Below are 17,607 nucleotides of genomic sequence, written 5' to 3' on the forward strand. Positions count from 1 at the left end.
GGCGGGGTGGTTCTCGCCCCCGCCGCCCCTACCCGTCCCATCCCCAGGGGCTCCGCCCCTTCGACCCGCCAGGGGGCTCCGCCCCCTGGACCCCGGCATCGCCCAACACGGTTCGGACGTGAGGCCTGGGCCCGGCGGGGACTACGTCCCGTGCACCCCTCAGGGGTCTCGGGTCCCGGGCCCCTCATTGAACCTCGGCCCGCCCCCTCACGGATCGTCACACCCTCATTCGGCCCACCCAGGAACATCACCGCCCTCTCGATCGCTATAGGCGGTATGAGCGACGAATACCGCATCGAGCACGATTCCATGGGTGAAGTACGTGTCCCGGCCGACGCCAAGTGGCGGGCTCAGACGCAGCGCGCTGTCGAGAACTTCCCGATTTCCGGGCAGCGGATCGAGCGGGCGCACATCGAGGCTCTCGCCCGTATCAAGGGCGCCGCGGCGAAGGTGAACGCGCGGCTCGGGGTGCTCGACGAGGACGTCGCCGGCGCGATCCAGGAGGCCGCCGGCGAGGTGGCCGAGGGGAAGTGGGACGAGCACTTCCCCGTCGACGTGTTCCAGACCGGGTCCGGGACCTCGTCCAACATGAACACCAACGAGGTCATCGCCACGCTCGCGACCGAGCGGCTGGGCAGGAGTGTCCACCCGAACGACCACGTCAACGCCTCCCAGTCGTCCAATGACGTGTTCCCGTCCTCCATTCACATCGCCGCGACCGCCGCCGTCACCCGTGATCTGATCCCCGCCCTGGACCACCTCGCCGCCTCCCTGGAGCGCAAGGCCGAGGAGTTCTCCGATGTCGTGAAGTCGGGGCGGACCCACCTGATGGACGCCACGCCCGTGACGCTGGGGCAGGAGTTCGGTGGGTACGCCGCACAGGTGCGGTACGGGATCGAGCGGCTTCAGGCGTCCCTTCCCCGGCTCGCCGAACTGCCCCTGGGGGGTACGGCCGTCGGCACGGGGATCAACACCCCGCCCGGTTTCTCCGCCGCCGTGATCGAGGAGGTCGCCCGGACCACCGGGCTGCCTCTCACCGAGGCCCGGAACCACTTCGAGGCGCAGGGCGCGCGGGACGGCATCGTCGAGACCAGCGGGCAGCTGCGGACCATCGCGGTCGGGCTGACGAAGATCGCCAACGATCTGCGGTGGATGTCCTCCGGGCCGCGCACGGGCCTCGCCGAGATCGCCCTGCCCGACCTCCAGCCCGGGTCCTCGATCATGCCGGGCAAGGTGAATCCGGTCATTCCGGAGGCCTTGCTCATGGTGTGCGCGCAGGTCGTGGGCAATGACGCCACCGTCTCCACCGCCGGCGCGGCCGGGAACTTCGAGCTCAACGTCATGCTGCCCGTCATCGCGAAGAACGTGCTGGAGTCCGTGCGGCTGCTCGCGAACGCCACGCGGCTGCTCGCCGACCGGACCGTCGACGGCATCACCGCGAACCGCGAGCGGGCGCGGGAGTACGCCGAGTCCTCCCCGTCCGTGGTCACGCCGCTCAACAAGTACATCGGCTACGAGGAGGCCGCGAAGGTCGCCAAGAAGGCGCTGGCCGAGCGGAAGACCATCCGTCAGGTGGTCCTGGACGGCGGGTACGTGGAGCGCGGCGACCTGACCCCGGAGCAGCTCGACGAGGCGCTTGATGTCCTGCGGATGACGCATCCGTGACGATCCGCCGCCGTGGCGCGCCCGGCGCGTGAACCGTGACACGCGCCGCAGCGTCGTATGCCCAGGGCACCTAATATCTGTGCATGGCAGACGGTGAAGCGGTGAGACGCGTGGAAACGGGTGGTGCGGCAGGCTTCTGGGAGCCCGGGAGCGAGATCCTGTGGCGGTACCGGGAGAACGGCGGCGCGCGCTTCCACATCGCGCGTCCGGTCACCGTCGTACGGGACGACGCCGAGCTGCTCGCCGTGTGGCTGGCGCCCGGCACGGAGTGTATGCGGCCCGTGCTCGCCGACGGCACCCCCGTGCACCTGGAGCCGCTGGAGTCCCGCTACACCAAGCCGCGGGCCGTGCAGCGCGACCGCTGGTTCGGCACGGGCGTGCTGAAGCTGGCCCGGCCGGCCGAGCCCTGGTCGGTGTGGCTGTTCTGGGAGCCGGGCTGGCGGTTCAAGAACTGGTACGTGAACCTGGAGGAGCCGCTGGCCCGTTGGGAGGGCGGTGTGGACTCCGTCGACCACTTCCTGGACATCTCCGTGCACCCGGACCGCACGTGGCACTGGCGTGACGAGGACGAGTTCGCCCAGGCCCTGCGGGACGGGCTGATGGACGATCAGCAGGCCGAGAAGGTACGGGCGGCCGGGCGGGCCGCCGTGGAGATGATCCGGGCCTGGGGGCCGCCGTTCTCGGAAGGCTGGCAGCACTGGCGCCCGGATCCGTCCTGGGCGGTACCGTCACTGCCGGAGGACTGGGACCGTACGCCCGCGCATGTGTCCTCATGAGACCCTTGATGCGCCCCCGGGCAAGAAACGTAGGATCGTCCTCCGCAAGGGCGCGCGGCGGCAACTGACGGAGCACGCGCTGAGCTTGACCGATCGTCACCGAGGGGCGGCAGGACGTGAGCGAGGGGTACGAGGGCAACACCGGCAGGGCCTGCGCCACGGGCCCCAGGGGCCGGCAGAAGGCCCCTGAGGGCCGCAGACGGTCCGCCGGTTGCACAGGAACAACCTCTGACCACGCGGGAATTCCGTTCCTGGGACACGTATTCCGGGTATCGGAGTTTCGGCGGGACCCACTGCACCTCTGGCGTGCAGCCCCGGACGGATGGATGCGACACGCGTGACGGAGCAGCCGACCTCCTTCGAACGCCCACAACCGGGCGTCGACCCCGCGGACCCCCGCGGGGGGCTCTTGCATACCCCGACACCGGCGCGTGCGCCCGGCGCGGGCGCCTTACCGGTACAGGGCCGCTGCGGCGGCGACGTCACCGCTCCGCTCACGACGGCGCACACCACGCCGGGCACGTCGGAGCCGGGCACCTCCACGCCGTTCGGCAAGGGCAAGGACACCGTGAGCGACCCCGCCTCCGAGCACTCCCAGCCGGGTACCGAGCAGACCGCCGAGCGCGACACCCCCCGGCCGCGGCCCGCCCCCGAGGGCATTCCGGTCCAGCCGGCCGACGAACAGGACCGGCCGACGCCGGGCCCGGACGGGCAGGAGCGCCGCAGCGGCCAGAGTCTGCCGCCCGGCCGGCCCACGCCGATGCGGCGGGACGGGGACCGGCTGCGTTTCGTGGGGGCCGCCACCCGGCGGATCGCCCGCGGCATCGATCTCGACGAGATCGTGATGGGGCTGTGCCGGGCCACCGTGCCCACGTTCTCCGACGCGATCCTGGTCTATCTGCGCGACCCGCTGCCCGTCGGCGACGAGCGGCCCACCGGCCCGCTGGTGCTGCGGCTGCGCCGCACGGACCGGATACCGGCCGAACGCGACACGGAGAACGGCTTCCTGCCGGCCACGCAGCCCGAGCCGAACGAGCTGGACGCGGTCGGCGCCGAACTGTGCGAGGTGCGGCCCGGCAGCGCGCTCGCCGAGGTGCTGCGGGGTGTGCGCCCGGTGTTCACGGACGCGCCCGCGGCGCGCGCCGCGCTGCCCGAACTGCTCGGGGACGGCGGCGAGTTCGCCGTGCCGGACGGCCAGCGCGCGATCCTCGCCCCGCTGCGCGGCCGGCGCCGCGTCATCGGTGCCGCCCTGTTCCTGCGCCGCCCCGAACGCATCGCCTTCGAGCCGGACGACCTGCTGGTGGCCGCCCAGCTCGCCACGCACAGCGCCCTGGGCATCGACAAGGCCGTGCTGTACGGCCGCGAGGCCTACATCGCGGACGAGCTCCAGCGCACGATGCTGCCCGAGACGCTGCCCCGCCCCACGGGCGTGCGGCTCGCCTCCCGCTACCTGCCGGCCGCGGAGACCGCCCGGGTCGGCGGCGACTGGTACGACGCCATCCCGCTGCCCGGCAGCCGGGTCGCCCTGGTCGTCGGCGACGTCATGGGCCACTCCATGACCTCGGCCGCCATCATGGGCCAGCTGCGCACCACCGCCCAGACCCTCGCCGGTCTCGACCTGCCGCCGCAGGAGGTCCTGCACCACCTCGACGAACAGGCCCAGCGCCTCGGCGTGGACCGCATGGCGACCTGCCTGTACGCCGTGTACGACCCGGTATCGCACCGCATCACCATCGCCAACGCCGGTCACCCGCCGCCCGTCCTGCTCCACCTGGGCGGCCGTGCCGAGGTGCTGCGCGTGCCGGCCGGTGCCCCCATCGGCGTCGGCGGCGTCGACTTCGAGGCCGTGGAGCTGGACGCGCCCGCCGGCGCGACCCTGCTGCTGTACACCGACGGCCTGGTCGAGTCCCGGCTGCGGGACGTGTGGACCGGCATCGAGCAGTTGCGGGAGAAGCTCGCCGCGACCGCGCAGCTCACCGGGCCGGACCATCCGCCGCCCCTGGAAGCGCTGTGCGACGAGGTGCTCGACATGCTCGGCCCGGGCGACCGGGACGACGACATCGCGCTGCTCGCCGCCCGCTTCGACGGCATCGCGCCCAGCGACGTGGCGTACTGGTTCCTGGAGCCGGAGGACGCCGCGCCCGGCCGGGCCCGCCGCCTGGCCCGGCGCGCACTGCAGCGCTGGGGCCTGGAGGAGCTCAGCGACTCCGTCGAGCTGCTGGTCAGCGAGGTCGTGACGAACGCCGTGCGGTACGCCTCCCGGCCGGTCACGCTCCGGCTGCTGCGCACGGACGTGCTGCGCTGCGAAGTGGGCGACGACGTCCCGCAGTTGCCGCGCCTGCGGCAGGCGCGCGCCACGGACGAGGGCGGACGCGGGCTGTACCTGGTGAACCGCCTGGCCCGGCGCTGGGGCGCGACCCGGCTCAGCACGGGCAAGGTCGTCTGGTTCGAACTCAACCGCAACTGACCGTCTCGGCCGCGTGACGCCGACCGGCACAGGACCGCCCCCGGAGTTTCTTCGGGGGCGGTCCTTCTGTCGCCGGCGGGCTGCCGCCGCCTTCCTGGCACGGCGGGTCGATCATGGGATCTTCCCGCTCCGTACGGCCAGCCCCGCGGCGAGGAGGAGACAGAGGGCGGCGGCGGCGAACAGTGCCACCACGGTGGGCGCGATCCAGGCGGGAACAAGGTCGATGACGCCATGGTCCGTATGACGGACCTGGCGGGCGGGGAGAAAGGAGACGGCCCGGCCACGGTCCCCGAACACCGAGGCCACGCCGTACACGTTGATCAACCAGGCAACACTCGCGAGGAGCACCGCGGCTTCCGCCAGGGTTCCATGGGCCATGTCCGCCAGCAGCACCCGCCTGGTCCACGAGAACATGATGACCTTGGCGATCAGAACGCCGATGGCCAAGACGGTGGTGGCGAGCACGACGACCAGCATGATCGTCTCCTGCTATTCGTCCTGTCGGTCATCGCCCGGCTTGACCGGGTCGAACGGGTCGCCGCCACCGTCGTCCGGCGGTGACGTCTGCGGGGACGCGGGCGGGGTGATGGTGGGCGGTGTCGTCGAGGGACTCGCCGGCGGGGAACTGCTCGGCTCCTCCGTCGTCGGCGGCGGTGACGACGACGGTTCCTCGGTCGTCGGCTCCTGCGTGGGCTCCTTGGTCGGCTCCCGCGTGGGCGTCGGCGTCCACGTCGGCTGGACGGCCGCGCCCTGCTCAGTGTCCAGGTCGAACTTGCTGACGCCACCCATCACGCCGAAGGTGTACGACGCCCAGATCTGCGCCGGGAAGCCGCCGCCGTTGATCCGGGGCTCGCCGGCGGCCTTGTACATCGGGACCTGGGCGTGGGTCTTGGCGTCCTCGCCGAACAGGCCGACGGAGGTGACCAGGTTCGGTGTGTAGCCGGTGAACCAGGCCGACTTGTTGTTGTCGGACGTACCCGTCTTGCCCGCGACCTGCTGGCCGTCGCGCCCGGGGTTGTCACGCACCGACTTCTGCGCCGTACCGTCGTCGACCACGCCGGTGAGCACCGAGGTCACCGAGTCGGCGGCCTCGCGGCTGACGGCCTGGTCGCCGACCGGGTCGGGCATGGTGACCGTCTTGTTCAGGTGCTCCGCCGACTTCACGAGGGCCGGGGTGACCTTCTTGCCGTGGTTGGCGAGGGTCGCGTAGACGCCCGCCATCTCCAGGGGGCTCGCACCCATGCTGCCCAGGGTCTGAGCGGGCACGGCCTCCATGTTCTTGGTGTCCATGCCGAGTTTGCCGGCGACGTCGACCACGTTGGTCATGCCGACGTCGACGCCCATCTGCGCGAAGACGGAGTTGACGGACTTGTTCATCGCCGTCTGAACGGAGATCGGGCCGTAGTTCTTGTCGTCCTCGTTCTCGGGGGCGAAGCCGACCTCGCTGCCGTTTTCCACGACCTGGCGCTTGCTCGTGCCGTCGTAGACCGTGTTCGCGGTGATCGGCTTGCCGTCCTGCGTCTCGGCCTGCTCCTCCAGGGCCGCGGCGAGGATGACCGGCTTGAACGTGGAGGCGGGCTGGTAGTCGGAGCGGGTGGCGTTGTTGGTGTAGTGCTTGAAGTAATCCACGCCGCCGTACATCGCGACCACGGCGCCCGTCTTCGGGTTCACCGACGCGGCACCGGCCTGGATGTCCCCGTCGACCTTGCGCTTCTCGGGGTCCAGCTTGCTGGTCAGCTGCTGCTTGACGGACTTCTCCAGCGCCGCCTGCTTCTTCTTGTCGATGTTGAGCGTGACGGTCCAGCCGCCGGCGCTGACCATCGCCTCGGCTTCCTTGGCGTTGCTCGCGGTGCCCTCGGCGACGAGCTGCTTCTCCAGGGCCGCGTTGGCCGCGTTGACCAGGTAGCCCTTCTGGCCTTCCATGCCGGGGGCGGGCCTCGGCTCCTTCGGCACCGGGAACTTCATGCCGGCACGCTCGGACCGGCTCAGCCAGCCCTCGTCGACCATGTTGTCCAGGACGTAGTTCCAGCGGGCCTTCACCAGCTTCCTACCCGTCGGGGAGGCGGCCGCCCAGTCGTACTGGCTGGGGGCCTGGAGCAGCGCGGCGAGGTAGGCGCCCTGCGCCACGTCGAGCTTCTCGGCGTCGGTGCGGTAGTAGGCCTGGGCGGCGGCCTGGATGCCGTAGGCGTTGCGGCCGTAGTAGCTGGTGTTGATGTAGCCGGCGAGGATGTAGTCCTTGGACTTCTCCCGGTCCAGCTTCAGGGAGATGACCAGTTCCTTCAGCTTGCGGGAGACGGTCTGTTCCTGCGTCAGGTAGTAGTTCTTGACGTACTGCTGGGTGATCGTCGAACCGCCCTGCGCGCCCCGGCCCGCGAGCGTGTTGAACAGGCCGCGGGCGGTGCCCTTGAGGTCGACGCCGGCGTCCTTGTAGAAGGTCTTGTTCTCGGCCGCGACGAAGGTGAGCCGCACCTCCTTGGAGACCCTGGCCAGGTCGACGACCTCGCGGTTGACCTTGCCGTCGCGGGCCATGATGGCGCCGTCGCTGTACTTGTAGATGTTGCTCTGCCGCTTGGCGTCGGCGTTCCCCTCGGGGATACCGATCATCATGTACAGCACGATGAAGGCCCCCATGCCCAGCAGGCACAGGCCGAAGAAGGTGCCGAGGATCTTCTTCCAGGTGAAGAGCCTGCGTATGCCGCTCTTCCCGGCCGCGCCCGACGAACGGCGGCGCTTGGGTGCCGCCCGGCGCCCACCGCGCTGTCTGGCGCGTCTTTCTTCCGCTCGTCCCATGGGTCCGACCGCTCCGCTTCGTTCGTGTGTGCTCACATGTCACACGGGTTCGCCGCTCAGGTCAGCTCAGAAAGCTAACACCGGGAGACAAGAGAGAGGGCTGCCGATCCGGCCCTTCGCGGGCGTGACAATCAGCACCCATCCCAACGGAACCGACGTTCGAGACACGCGTAGGGTTGCCAGGACGCGAAAAAGTGATATCACTTAGATAGATGGAAGCTATGCAGGAGTGGCTTCGACCGAAGAACGGGGGACCACCCATGTCCACGCACGACACGCAGGTCACGGCCGACGTGCCCGAGATGCCGGCGCCACGGGTGCGGGAGTTCACCGCACACAGCATCGGCGGCGGGCTCGCCCTGCTGCTCGGCCTCCTCGGACTGCTGGCCGGCGCCGGTCTGATCGCGGTCGCCACCTCGGTGGACGCGACCGGCGCGCAGGCGGGGCTGATCATCGGCGGCATCCTGGTCGCGCTCGCGGCCTTCCTCGCCATGTGCGGGCTGAACATGGTGGCGCCGGGCGAGGCCCGGGTCGTCCAGCTCTTCGGCCGCTACCGGGGCACGATCCGGCAGGACGGCCTGCGCTGGGTGAACCCCTTCACCTCGCGCACCAAGATCTCGACGCGCGTGCGCAACCACGAGACGGCCGTCCTGAAGGTCAACGACGCCTACGGCAACCCGATCGAGCTCGCCGCGGTCGTGGTGTGGCGCGTCGAGGACACCGCCCAGGCCACCTTCGAGGTCGACGACTACATCGAGTTTGTCTCCACCCAGACCGAGGCGGCCGTGCGGCACATCGCCATCGAGTACCCCTACGACGCCCACGAGGAGGACGGCCTCTCGCTGCGCGGCAACGCCGAGGAGATCACCGAGAAGCTCGCCGTCGAACTGCACGCGCGCGTGGAGGCGGCCGGCGTGCAGATCATCGAGTCCCGCTTCACGCACCTCGCCTACGCCCCCGAGATCGCCTCGGCGATGCTCCAGCGGCAGCAGGCCGGAGCGGTGGTCGCGGCGCGGCGGCAGATCGTGGACGGCGCGGTGGGCATGGTGGAGGCCGCGATCGCCCGCATCACCGAGCGGGACATCGTGGAGCTGGACTCCGAGCGGAAGGCGGCGATGGTCTCCAACCTCATGGTCGTGCTGTGCGGTGACCGTGCCGCGCAGCCGGTCCTCAACACCGGGTCCCTCTACCAGTGACGGTCCCTCCCGAGGGTCCGGGCCCTCAGCGCCGGCCGCAGCAGCAGCGCAAGCAGGTGCTGCTGCGGCTGGACCCGGCGGTGTACGAGGCGCTCGCGCGGTGGGCCGGGGACGAGCTGCGGTCGGCCAACGCGCAGATCGAGTTCCTGCTGCGCAGGGCGCTGGCGGAGGCGGGCCGGCTGCCGCGGGAGACCGGGCCGCTGCCCCGGCGGGGACGGCCGCCCGGGTCTCCCGGAGGCTCGCCCCCCGGACCCCCACCGGCCTGAACGGACCGGCTCCGGGGCTGTTGCGAAACCGTGACAACCCGGCCCGACCTGCACGGCGGCACCGCCCGCCATGGCCTACACACTCGGCGTATACATCCGGCGTATACACGGTATGTAGAGTCATCACATGTCCATCGGTCACACCCTCCTGGGACTCCTGGAGTCCGGCCCGCGCCACGGTTACGACCTGAAGCGGGCCTTCGACGAGAAGTTCGGTCACGACCGGCCGCTGCACTACGGCCAGGTCTACTCGACGATGTCCCGGCTGCTGAAGAACGGGCTCGTCGAGGTCGACGGCATCGAGGCCGGCGGCGGCCCCGAGCGCAAGCGGTACGCGATCACCGAGGCCGGCATCACCGACGTCGAGCGGTGGCTCGCGACGCCGGAGAAGCCGGAGCCGTACCTCCAGTCGACCCTCTACACCAAGGTCGTCCTCGCGCTGCTCACCCACCGCGACGCCGCCGACATCCTCGACACCCAGCGCTCGGAGCACCTGCGCAGCATGCGGATCCTCACCGACCGCAAGCGCAAGGGCGATCTGGCCGACCAGCTGATCTGCGACCACGCCCTGTTCCACCTGGAGGCGGACCTGCGCTGGCTGGAACTGACCGCTGCCCGCCTGGACAAGCTCCGTGAGGCGGTGGCCCGGTGACGATTCCCGCTGGTTCGCTGCTCACCGCCCAGGACCTGCGCAAGGCGTACGGGCCGACCACCGCGCTCGACGGTGCCGAGTTCTCCATCCACCCGGGCGAGGTCGTCGCCGTGATGGGTCCGTCCGGGTCGGGCAAGTCGACGCTGCTGCACTGCCTCGCCGGGATCGTGACGCCCGACTCGGGCTCGATCACGTACAACGGGCGTGAGGTGACGGCGATGAGCGACGCCGAACGCAGTGCGCTCAGGCGCTCGGAGTTCGGGTTCGTGTTCCAGTTCGGCCAGCTCGTGCCCGAACTCACCTGCGTGGAGAACGTGGCGCTCCCGATGCGCCTGAACGGGTCGTCCCGCAAGGAGGCCGAGCGGACCGCGCTGGCGTGGATGGAGCGGCTGGAGGTCGACGAGCTGCGCAAGAAGCGGCCCGGCGAGGTGTCCGGCGGCCAGGGCCAGCGGGTCGCCGTCGCCCGCGCGCTGGTCACCAACCCGCGCGTGGTGTTCGCCGACGAACCGACCGGCGCCCTCGACTCCTTCAACGGCGAGCGCGTGATGGAGCTGCTCACGGACGCCGCCCGGTCGGCCAACACGGCCGTGGTGCTCGTCACGCACGAGGCGCGGGTGGCCGCGTACTCCGACCGCGAGATCGTCGTACGGGACGGCCGGTCGCGGGACATGGAGCGCGTCGTATGAGCGTCGGGCAGTGGGCCCGGGACCTGGCCATGGGGGCGCGGTTCGCCTTCGCCGGCGGACGCGAGGGGTGGACCCGGGCCCTGCTGACGGCCGTCGGCGTCGGGCTCGGCGTGGCACTGCTGCTGCTCACCACCGCCATCCCGAACGCCCTGGCGGAACGGGACCGGCGCGAGGAGGCGCGCAGCGACCACACCTTCGGCCAGCAGAAGATACCGAAGGCCGACGACACTCTGATCGTCCTGGACTCGGACACCACGTTCCGGGACCGGGACGTGCGCGGCCGGTTGCTGGAGGCGGAGGGCCCGCGGGCTCCGCTGCCTCCGGGGGTCGCCGAGTTCCCTGCGGCGGGCGACATGGTCGTCTCCCCCGCGCTGAAGGAGCTGCTCGCCTCCGACGACGGCAAGCTGCTGCGGGAGCGGCTGGACTACCGGATCACGGGCACCATCGGCGAGCAGGGGCTGGTCGGCTCGCAGGAACTCGCCTACTTCGCGGGCGGCACGGGGCTCGCGGAACGGCTCGAGGGCCCGGCGAGCGGGGCCCGGATCGACAGTTTCGGCAACCCGGACCTCGCGCCGTCCGACCCGTGGGACCCGGTGCTGCTCCTGCTGGTCCTGGTCGTCTTCGTGGTGCTGCTGATGCCGGTCGCCGTGTTCATCGCCGCGGCCGTGCGCTTCGGAGGCGAGCGGCGTGACCGCCGGCTCGCGGCGCTGCGGCTGGTCGGCTCCGACAGCCGGATGACCCGGCGGATCGCCGCCGGCGAGGCACTCGCCGGCTCCGTGCTGGGGCTCGTCCTCGGCACCGGGTTCTTCCTGCTCGGACGGCAACTGGCCGCATCGGCCGAGGTGTACCGCGTCAGCGTGTTCCCGAGCTATCTCAACCCCTCGCCCGTGCTGGCCGTCCTGGTCGCGCTGGCCGTGCCGGCGGCCGCGGTCGTGGTGACGATCCTCGCCCTGCGCGGGGTGGTCATCGAGCCACTCGGCGTGGTGCGCACGGCCAGGCCCGCGCGGCGCCGGCTGTGGTGGCGGCTGCTGCTGCCGCTCGGCGGGCTCGCGCTGCTCTTCCCGATGGTCGGGCAGGGCGACGACGGCGGAGAGTTCAACCAGTACCTCGTCGTCGGTGGGGTGATGCTCCTGCTGGTCGGCGTCACGGCCCTGCTGCCCTGGGTGGTGGAGACGGTCGTGGCCCGGCTCGGGTCGGGCGGGGTGGCCTGGCAACTGGCCGTTCGCAGGCTCCAGTTGAGCAGTGGCGCGGCGGCCCGGATGGTCAACGGCATCGCGGTGGCGGTGGCCGGGGCGATCGCCCTGCAGATGCTCTTCGCGGGAGTGGAGGGCACCTACACCAGGGCGTCGCAGTACGACGTCAGCCGGGCCCAGATGAGCGTGGACGTGCCGGACGGTGGCGACACCGCGTCCACCGTCGCCGAGTACCGCGACACCGACGGCGTGCGCGAGGTCACCGCCCTGTCCGATGTCCATCTCGGCGACCGTCGCGGCGAGGCGGAGGCCATCATCCAGCTGACCGTGGCCGACTGCGCGTCGCTGCGCGAGGTGGCCACGCTCCCCTCCTGCCACGACGGTGACGTCTTCGCGGTCAAGGGCTCGGCGTACGACAGCGAGGGCGAGCACCTGGCCAAGCCCGGCACGACCCTGTGGGCCGAGCCGGACGACTCCGACCGCCCCGGCGACCGCTCGGTCTCCTGGACCGTGCCGCGGAACATCCGGCAGGCCCAGTCCCGCGAGGACCCCACCGGGTACGAACGCGGCGGCATTCTGCTCACCCCCGGCGCGCTGCCCGAGAAGCTCGGGGCGCTGACCTCCACGCAGCTCTTCCTGAGCGTGGACCCCTCGGTGCCGGACGCGTACGACCACGTGCGCAACACAGCCGCGCGGTTCGACCCGACGATCCAGCCGATGACCTGGCGCAGCATCGAGAGCAACGACCGCTACGCCACCATACGCACCGGTCTGTCCGTCGGAGCCGCCTGTGTGCTCGCGCTGATCGGGGCGAGCCTGCTGGTCTCGCAGCTGGAGCAGTTGCGCGAACGCCGCAAGCTGCTGTCGGCCCTCGTGGCCTTCGGCACCCGGCGCCGCACCCTCAGCCTGTCGGTGCTGTGGCAGACGGCGATCCCGATCGGGCTGGGACTGCTGCTCGCCGCGGCGGTGGGCATGGCCCTGGGCGCGGTCCTGCTGCGGATGACCAACACGTCGGTCCGGGTCGACTGGCCGAGTGTGCTGTCGATGACCGGCATCGGCGCGGGCGTGGTCCTGGTCGTGACGCTGCTGAGCCTGCCGCCGCTGCTGAAGCTGATGCGGCCGGACGGGCTACGGACCGAGTAGGAGCCGCAGGCTCTTCTGCGCCGGACCGTCAGGCGTCCCGGTCCAGGACCCGTACGGGCAACGGCCGTAGCGCCTCCCGCAGGGCCGCCGCCAGTTCCTCGTACTCCGCGCCGCGCGCGGCCCCCGCCCGCATCGCGAGAGCGACCCTGCGGGTGGGGGCCGGGTCGGTGAAGTACCCGGTCAGGAGCTGGCTGCTGCGGGAGATCTCGACCTTGAGGGCGGTGCGCGGCAGCAGCGTGACGCCGAGCCCGCCCGCGACGAGCTGCACCAGGGTGGACAGCCCGGCGGCGGTCGTGGTGACCGGCGCGTCCTCGCGGCCGGCCTCCCGGCAGATGTCGAGGGCCTGGTCGCGCAGGCAGTGCCCCTCGTCCAGCAGCAGCAGGTTCAGCTCGCGCAGCGCCTCGCGCGGGATGCCCTCGCGTCCGCCGAGCGGGTGGTCGAGCGGGGTGACGAGGACGAAGTCCTCGTCGAACAGCGGCAGTTCCGCCACACCCGGCACGCCCAGCGGTACGGCGAGCAGCAGCAGGTCGAGCCGGCCGCTGGTGAGGCCGTCGAGCAGGCTGGCGGTCTGCTCCTCGTGCACCTGGAGGTCGAGGTGCGGATACCGGTCGTGGACGAGTCGCAGGACGGTGGGCAGCAGATAGGGCGCCACGGTCGGGATGACCCCCAGCCGCAGCGCGCCCGTGAACGGCGCCCGGACCGCCTCGGCCTCCTCCATCAGCGCGCCGACCTCGGCCAGCACCACCTTGGCCCGTACGGCGATCCGCTCGCCCTCGGGTGAGAGCAGCACCTTGCGCGTCGTACGCTCGAGGAGCGTCACTCCGAGTGTCTCCTCCAGCGCCGAGACGGCGCCCGAGAGGGCGGGCTGGCTCATGCCGATGGCCCCTGCGGCGTCCCGGAAGTGCAGGTGCTCGGCGACCGCCGCGAAGGCTCGCAGCTGGGCGAGGCTCGGCTGCCTGCGCTTATTACCCACAGTCACTGATAACTACCTCCGATCAACTCGACCGAGTGTAGCTATTTCCGTAATCAATCGCCCCTGTGCCAACATCAATAACGTCCAACCCATGGGAAACACCCGCAATCCGGGTCTTTCTTCGCTGCAAGGAGAGCGTGTGCTCACTGTCGGTGACAAGTTCCCCGAGTTCGATCTGACCGCCTGCGTCTCGCTGGAGAAGGGCAAGGAGTTCCAGCAGATCAACCACAAGACCTACGAGGGTCAGTGGAAGGTCATCTTCGCGTGGCCCAAGGACTTCACCTTCGTGTGCCCGACCGAGATCGCCGCCTTCGGCAAGCTGAACGACGAGTTCGCCGACCGCGACGCCCAGGTCCTCGGCTTCTCCGGCGACTCCGAGTTCGTCCACCACGCCTGGCGCAAGGACCACGACGACCTGCGCGACCTGCCGTTCCCGATGATGGCCGACTCCAAGCACGAGCTGATGCGCGAGCTCGGCATCGAGGACGAGGACGGCTTCGCCAAGCGCGCGGTGTTCATCGTGGACCAGAACAACGAGATCCAGTTCTCGATGGTGACCGCGGGTTCGGTCGGCCGTAACCCGAAGGAGGTCCTGCGGGTCCTGGACGCGCTCCAGACGGACGAGCTGTGCCCCTGCAACTGGTCGAAGGGCGACGAGACCCTCGACCCGGTCGCGCTGCTCGCCGGAGAGTGATCTGACATGTCCCTCGACGCACTCAAGTCCGCCATACCGGACTACGCCAAGGACCTTAAGCTCAACCTGGGCTCGGTCATCGGCAACTCGGACCTGCCGGCCCAGCAGCTGTGGGGCACGGTCCTGGCGACCGCGATCGCCTCGCGCTCCCCGATCGTGCTGCGCGAGCTGGAGCCGGAGGCGAAGGCCAACCTGTCGCCCGAGGCGTACACGGCCGCCAAGTCCGCCGCCGCGGTGATGGCGATGAACAACGTCTTCTACCGCACGCGGCACCTGCTGTCGGACCACGAGTACGGCAACCTGCGCGCGGGCCTGCGGATGAACGTCATCGGCAACCCGGGCGTCGACAAGGTCGACTTCGAGCTGTGGTCCTTCGCGGTCTCCGCCATCAACGGCTGCGGCATGTGCCTGGACTCCCACGAGCAGGTCCTGCGCAAGGCCGGCCTCGACCGCGAGGTCATCCAGGAGGCGTTCAAGATCGCGTCCGTGATCCAGGCGGTCGGCGTGACGCTGGACGCCGAGGCGGTACTGGCCGAGTAACCCCCGGCTGTACGCCCCGCATTGCAGGGCCCCGCCCACCTGACCGGTGGGCGGGGCCCTGTTGGCTCTTCGAGTGCTGCTTCTTGTCCGACCGTGTCGGGCGGCGGGTGGGCATAGGTCCGGGGGGGGCCAGTGGGCGGAGCCCCCTGGGAGCCGGGCTACTCCGACGGCGCCTCGGAAGAAGTGCCGGGCTGATCCACCGCCCCCACCGCTGTCGCACCCCGCGGGCGAACCGAATGCCGCAACGCCGACTTCCGGGAGTACGCCCGCAGATACCCCACCACCGTGTTCGTCACGGCCACCAACGGCACGGCCACCACCGCGCCCCCGATCCCGGCGACCATCCCCCCGCACGCCACGGACAGCACCACGGCCAGCGGATGCACCCGCACCGCCCGCCCCAGAATGAACGGCTGCAGGATGTGGCCCTCGATCTGCTGCACCGCGAGCACCACCACGAGGGTCATGACAGCCGTGAACACCCCCTGGGTGACCAGCGCCACGACGACCGCCAGCGCCCCGGACACCACCGCACCCACCAGCGGGATGAACGCGAACAGGAAGATGAACACCGCCAGCGGCACGGCCATCGGGACGTCGAGGAAGTAGATCCCCAGCCCGATGAAGATCGCGTCGATCAGGGCGACGACCACCGTGCCCCGCACATACGCCGTCAACGTCCGCCACGCCGCCGGCCCGGCCCCGGCCACCCCCGGCCGCGCCGCCGCCGGCACCAGCTTCAGCGTCCACTCCCAGATCCGCTTGCCGTCGTAGAGCAGGAACAGGGTGGAGAAGACCGCCAGCAGAATCCCCGTCAGCGACTCGACGACGACCGTCACGCCCTCCAGTCCCGCCGAGGTGATCTGGTCGGTGTTCGCGCCGACCGCCTCCCGCAGGTTCTTGGCGATCTCGTTGATCTGCTTGTCCGTGACGTGGAAGGGGCTGTTCAGCAGCCAGTTCCGCAACTCGTCGATGCCGTCCTGGATCTGGCCCGAGAGGTCGTCGATGTTCTCCATGACCTGCCAGGTCACGAACCAGCCGATGAGCCCCATGACGACGAAGCCGAGGATCGCGGTCAGCGCCGTGGCCGGCCCGCGCGGCACCCCGAGCCGTCGCAGCCGCGCCACGGTCGGCTGGAGGATCGCGGTGATGAGCAGCGCGCTCACGAACGCCAGCACCACCAGCTGGACGGCGCTGATGATCCGCATCAGCACCCACAGCGTGCCCGCGAGGACGAGCAGCCGCCAGCCGGCCTCCGCGGCGACCCGCACCCCCCACGGCACGGCCAGCGCGGGATCAGGCCGGGCGGGTACGTCGGGCGCGTAGTCCGGGGGCGGCGGCACGTGTTCGTCGGACGACGTCCGGGACTCGGCCTCGTCCCGCTCCCGTTCGGCCTCGGCGCGGCGTTCGTTCCACCGCTCGCTCATCTCGGTCAGTTCGGCACCGAGCCGGCCGAGCCACCCTGGCACTCGCGACATGATCCGTCCTTTTCCCCCGTCTCTCCGCACCACTCCCCCCTGGAGTCGTCCGTCAAGACCGTACATGGCGCGAGCCCCTCACCGTACGACGGTGAGGGGCTCGCGCTGAGGATGGCTGCGGCTGAAGGGCCGCGGGCTCAGTACCAGTTGTTGGCCTGCCAGAACGACCAGGCGTCACACGGGCTGCCGTAGCGGTCGTTCATGTAGTTCAGGCCCCACTTGATCTGGGTGGCCGGGTTGGTCCGCCAGTCGGCACCGACGGACGACATCTTGGAACCGGGCAGCGCCTGGAACATGCCGTAGGCCCCGGAGGAAGGGTTGACCGCCTTGTAGTTCCAGTCGGACTCGTGGTCCACGATGTTGCTGAAGCACTGGAACTGACCCGCCGGCACCATCTGCCGCGCCATCGCCTGGATCTGCGCGATGGAGTAGGAGGTCGCGACGGGGAAGTCGGAGATGTCCTTGGAGCGGCTGGCGGCGGCCTCCTTGGCCTCCGCGCGCTCCTTGGCGGCCTTCTCGGCCGCGGCGGCCTTCTCGGCGGCTTCCTTCTTCTTGGCGATGGCCGTCTCGGCGGCAGCCTTGCGGGCGGCCTCCTCGGCGTCCTTCTTCGCGCTCGCGTCGGCGGCGATGGCCTGTGCGTCGGCCTGCTGCGTCAGCGACGCCGTCTGCACCTGGGCCTGCTGGCCCGCGGGAATGTCTGCGAGCAGCGTGGTGCCGCTGGCCGTCGCTTCGGCGTCGTTGTTCTGCGCGGTGCTGCCCGAGGCAACGCCGACGACGCTTCCGACAGCGGTGACCGCCGTGGCCGAGGCCACTGCGAATCCCCGGACCGAGATCCGGCTCACACGGTTTTCCTTCCAGCATCGCCCGCTTCGGTGACCCTCGCGGACGCAATCGTGCCCCTGGCACTGGCCTCCCCAACTGCGGGGTCACGGGAGGCGCGGGCCCGGTGGGCAACTCCCTCACGGGAGCGCCGCGTAGTGCTCGGGCGGCATACGACATCGCTATGAAGTTGAAGCTGTGCTCTTAGTGGTGCCGTACCGCTGGGGGTACAGGTGTGTCGTATGCGGGGCCTGACAGGAGTGAGACTC

15 protein-coding genes are annotated in these 17,607 nt (G+C 70.7%); 10 read left to right on the forward strand and 5 right to left on the reverse strand.

Annotated features, from left to right (window positions below; all coding sequences use genetic code 11):
* Window positions 1–276 precede the first annotated feature (276 nt).
* From ACIBL4_RS06390 to ACIBL4_RS06400, 3 genes are all read left to right on the forward strand, one after another.
* Window positions 277–1,665, forward strand: a complete 1,389-nt coding sequence (locus tag ACIBL4_RS06390; RefSeq protein WP_399407065.1) for a class II fumarate hydratase — start codon at window positions 277–279, stop codon at window positions 1,663–1,665.
* 83 nt (window positions 1,666–1,748) lie between these two features.
* Window positions 1,749–2,441, forward strand: a complete 693-nt coding sequence (locus ACIBL4_RS06395; RefSeq protein ID WP_399407067.1) for a DUF402 domain-containing protein — start codon at window positions 1,749–1,751, stop codon at window positions 2,439–2,441.
* A 322-nt stretch (window positions 2,442–2,763) separates the two neighbouring features.
* Entirely contained in the window at window positions 2,764–4,908 is a 2,145-nt protein-coding gene (locus ACIBL4_RS06400) for a SpoIIE family protein phosphatase (RefSeq protein ID WP_399407069.1), read from the forward strand.
* 111 nt (window positions 4,909–5,019) lie between these two features.
* On the opposite strand, the gene ACIBL4_RS06405 is transcribed toward ACIBL4_RS06400, so the two are convergent.
* Together ACIBL4_RS06405 and ACIBL4_RS06410 are read right to left on the reverse strand one after the other, a co-directional pair.
* Window positions 5,020–5,385 (reverse strand): hypothetical protein, encoded by a 366-nt coding sequence (locus tag ACIBL4_RS06405; protein ID WP_399407071.1) that lies wholly within the window; start codon window positions 5,383–5,385, stop codon window positions 5,020–5,022.
* Between the two features lie 12 nt (window positions 5,386–5,397).
* Entirely contained in the window at window positions 5,398–7,698 is a 2,301-nt protein-coding gene (locus tag ACIBL4_RS06410) for a transglycosylase domain-containing protein (RefSeq protein WP_399407073.1), read from the reverse strand.
* A 260-nt stretch (window positions 7,699–7,958) separates the two neighbouring features.
* Between ACIBL4_RS06410 and ACIBL4_RS06415 the strand changes: the two genes are divergently transcribed.
* From ACIBL4_RS06415 to ACIBL4_RS06435, 5 genes are all read left to right on the forward strand, one after another.
* The gene (locus ACIBL4_RS06415; RefSeq protein WP_390988197.1) at window positions 7,959–8,894 is read left to right on the forward strand and encodes an SPFH domain-containing protein; all 936 of its coding nucleotides are present in this window, start codon (window positions 7,959–7,961) and stop codon (window positions 8,892–8,894) included.
* Window positions 8,891–9,160, forward strand: a complete 270-nt coding sequence (locus ACIBL4_RS06420) for a hypothetical protein (protein ID WP_283969479.1) — start codon at window positions 8,891–8,893, stop codon at window positions 9,158–9,160. Before ACIBL4_RS06415 ends, ACIBL4_RS06420 begins: the two co-directional genes overlap by 4 nt.
* A gap of 127 nt (window positions 9,161–9,287) precedes the next feature.
* Window positions 9,288–9,812, forward strand: a complete 525-nt coding sequence (locus ACIBL4_RS06425) for a PadR family transcriptional regulator (RefSeq protein ID WP_382590125.1) — start codon at window positions 9,288–9,290, stop codon at window positions 9,810–9,812.
* On the forward strand, window positions 9,809–10,498 hold the full coding sequence (locus ACIBL4_RS06430; protein WP_399407076.1) for an ABC transporter ATP-binding protein: 690 nt from the start codon (window positions 9,809–9,811) through the stop codon (window positions 10,496–10,498). The genes ACIBL4_RS06425 and ACIBL4_RS06430 overlap by 4 nt, the downstream gene beginning before the upstream one ends.
* Window positions 10,495–12,834, forward strand: coding sequence for an ABC transporter permease (locus ACIBL4_RS06435; protein ID WP_399407078.1), 2,340 nt, complete (start codon window positions 10,495–10,497; stop codon window positions 12,832–12,834). The genes ACIBL4_RS06430 and ACIBL4_RS06435 overlap by 4 nt, the downstream gene beginning before the upstream one ends.
* Window positions 12,835–12,862: 28 nt before the next feature.
* On the opposite strand, the gene ACIBL4_RS06440 is transcribed toward ACIBL4_RS06435, so the two are convergent.
* A complete protein-coding gene (locus tag ACIBL4_RS06440) occupies window positions 12,863–13,807 on the reverse strand; it encodes a LysR substrate-binding domain-containing protein (RefSeq protein ID WP_399408094.1) in 945 nt (314 codons plus the stop codon).
* Window positions 13,808–13,946: 139 nt separating this feature from the next.
* Here ACIBL4_RS06440 and ACIBL4_RS06445 point away from each other — a divergent pair, with 139 nt between their 5' ends.
* Together ACIBL4_RS06445 and ACIBL4_RS06450 are read left to right on the forward strand one after the other, a co-directional pair.
* A complete protein-coding gene (locus ACIBL4_RS06445) occupies window positions 13,947–14,501 on the forward strand; it encodes a peroxiredoxin (RefSeq protein ID WP_399407080.1) in 555 nt (184 codons plus the stop codon).
* A 6-nt stretch (window positions 14,502–14,507) separates the two neighbouring features.
* Window positions 14,508–15,041 (forward strand): alkyl hydroperoxide reductase, encoded by a 534-nt coding sequence (locus ACIBL4_RS06450; RefSeq protein WP_397628169.1) that lies wholly within the window; start codon window positions 14,508–14,510, stop codon window positions 15,039–15,041.
* A 158-nt stretch (window positions 15,042–15,199) separates the two neighbouring features.
* Here the strand turns inward: ACIBL4_RS06450 and ACIBL4_RS06455 are convergent, their stop codons facing one another.
* Together ACIBL4_RS06455 and ACIBL4_RS06460 are read right to left on the reverse strand one after the other, a co-directional pair.
* Entirely contained in the window at window positions 15,200–16,519 is a 1,320-nt protein-coding gene (locus tag ACIBL4_RS06455) for an AI-2E family transporter (RefSeq protein WP_399407083.1), read from the reverse strand.
* Between the two features lie 137 nt (window positions 16,520–16,656).
* The gene (locus tag ACIBL4_RS06460; RefSeq protein WP_399407085.1) at window positions 16,657–17,361 is read right to left on the reverse strand and encodes a transglycosylase SLT domain-containing protein; all 705 of its coding nucleotides are present in this window, start codon (window positions 17,359–17,361) and stop codon (window positions 16,657–16,659) included.
* Window positions 17,362–17,607 lie beyond the last annotated feature (246 nt).

The organism is Streptomyces sp. NPDC050416 (assembly GCF_044458845.1).
Classification (GTDB): domain Bacteria; phylum Actinomycetota; class Actinomycetes; order Streptomycetales; family Streptomycetaceae; genus Streptomyces.

What these genes read in the sequence shown, in the direction of transcription:
- ACIBL4_RS06425 (WP_382590125.1), top strand. Translation starts at nt 9,288, where the DNA reads ATGTCCATCGGTCACACCCTCCTGGGACTCCTGGAGTCCGGCCCGCGC.
- ACIBL4_RS06450 (WP_397628169.1), top strand. Translation starts at nt 14,508, where the DNA reads ATGTCCCTCGACGCACTCAAGTCCGCCATACCGGACTACGCCAAGGAC.
- ACIBL4_RS06455 (WP_399407083.1), bottom strand. Translation starts at nt 16,519, where the DNA reads ATGTCGCGAGTGCCAGGGTGGCTCGGCCGGCTCGGTGCCGAACTGACC.
- ACIBL4_RS06410 (WP_399407073.1), bottom strand. Translation starts at nt 7,698, where the DNA reads ATGGGACGAGCGGAAGAAAGACGCGCCAGACAGCGCGGTGGGCGCCGG.
- ACIBL4_RS06405 (WP_399407071.1), bottom strand. Translation starts at nt 5,385, where the DNA reads ATGCTGGTCGTCGTGCTCGCCACCACCGTCTTGGCCATCGGCGTTCTG.
- ACIBL4_RS06415 (WP_390988197.1), top strand. Translation starts at nt 7,959, where the DNA reads ATGTCCACGCACGACACGCAGGTCACGGCCGACGTGCCCGAGATGCCG.
- ACIBL4_RS06435 (WP_399407078.1), top strand. Translation starts at nt 10,495, where the DNA reads ATGAGCGTCGGGCAGTGGGCCCGGGACCTGGCCATGGGGGCGCGGTTC.
- ACIBL4_RS06400 (WP_399407069.1), top strand. Translation starts at nt 2,764, where the DNA reads ATGGATGCGACACGCGTGACGGAGCAGCCGACCTCCTTCGAACGCCCA.
- ACIBL4_RS06395 (WP_399407067.1), top strand. Translation starts at nt 1,749, where the DNA reads ATGGCAGACGGTGAAGCGGTGAGACGCGTGGAAACGGGTGGTGCGGCA.
- ACIBL4_RS06390 (WP_399407065.1), top strand. Translation starts at nt 277, where the DNA reads ATGAGCGACGAATACCGCATCGAGCACGATTCCATGGGTGAAGTACGT.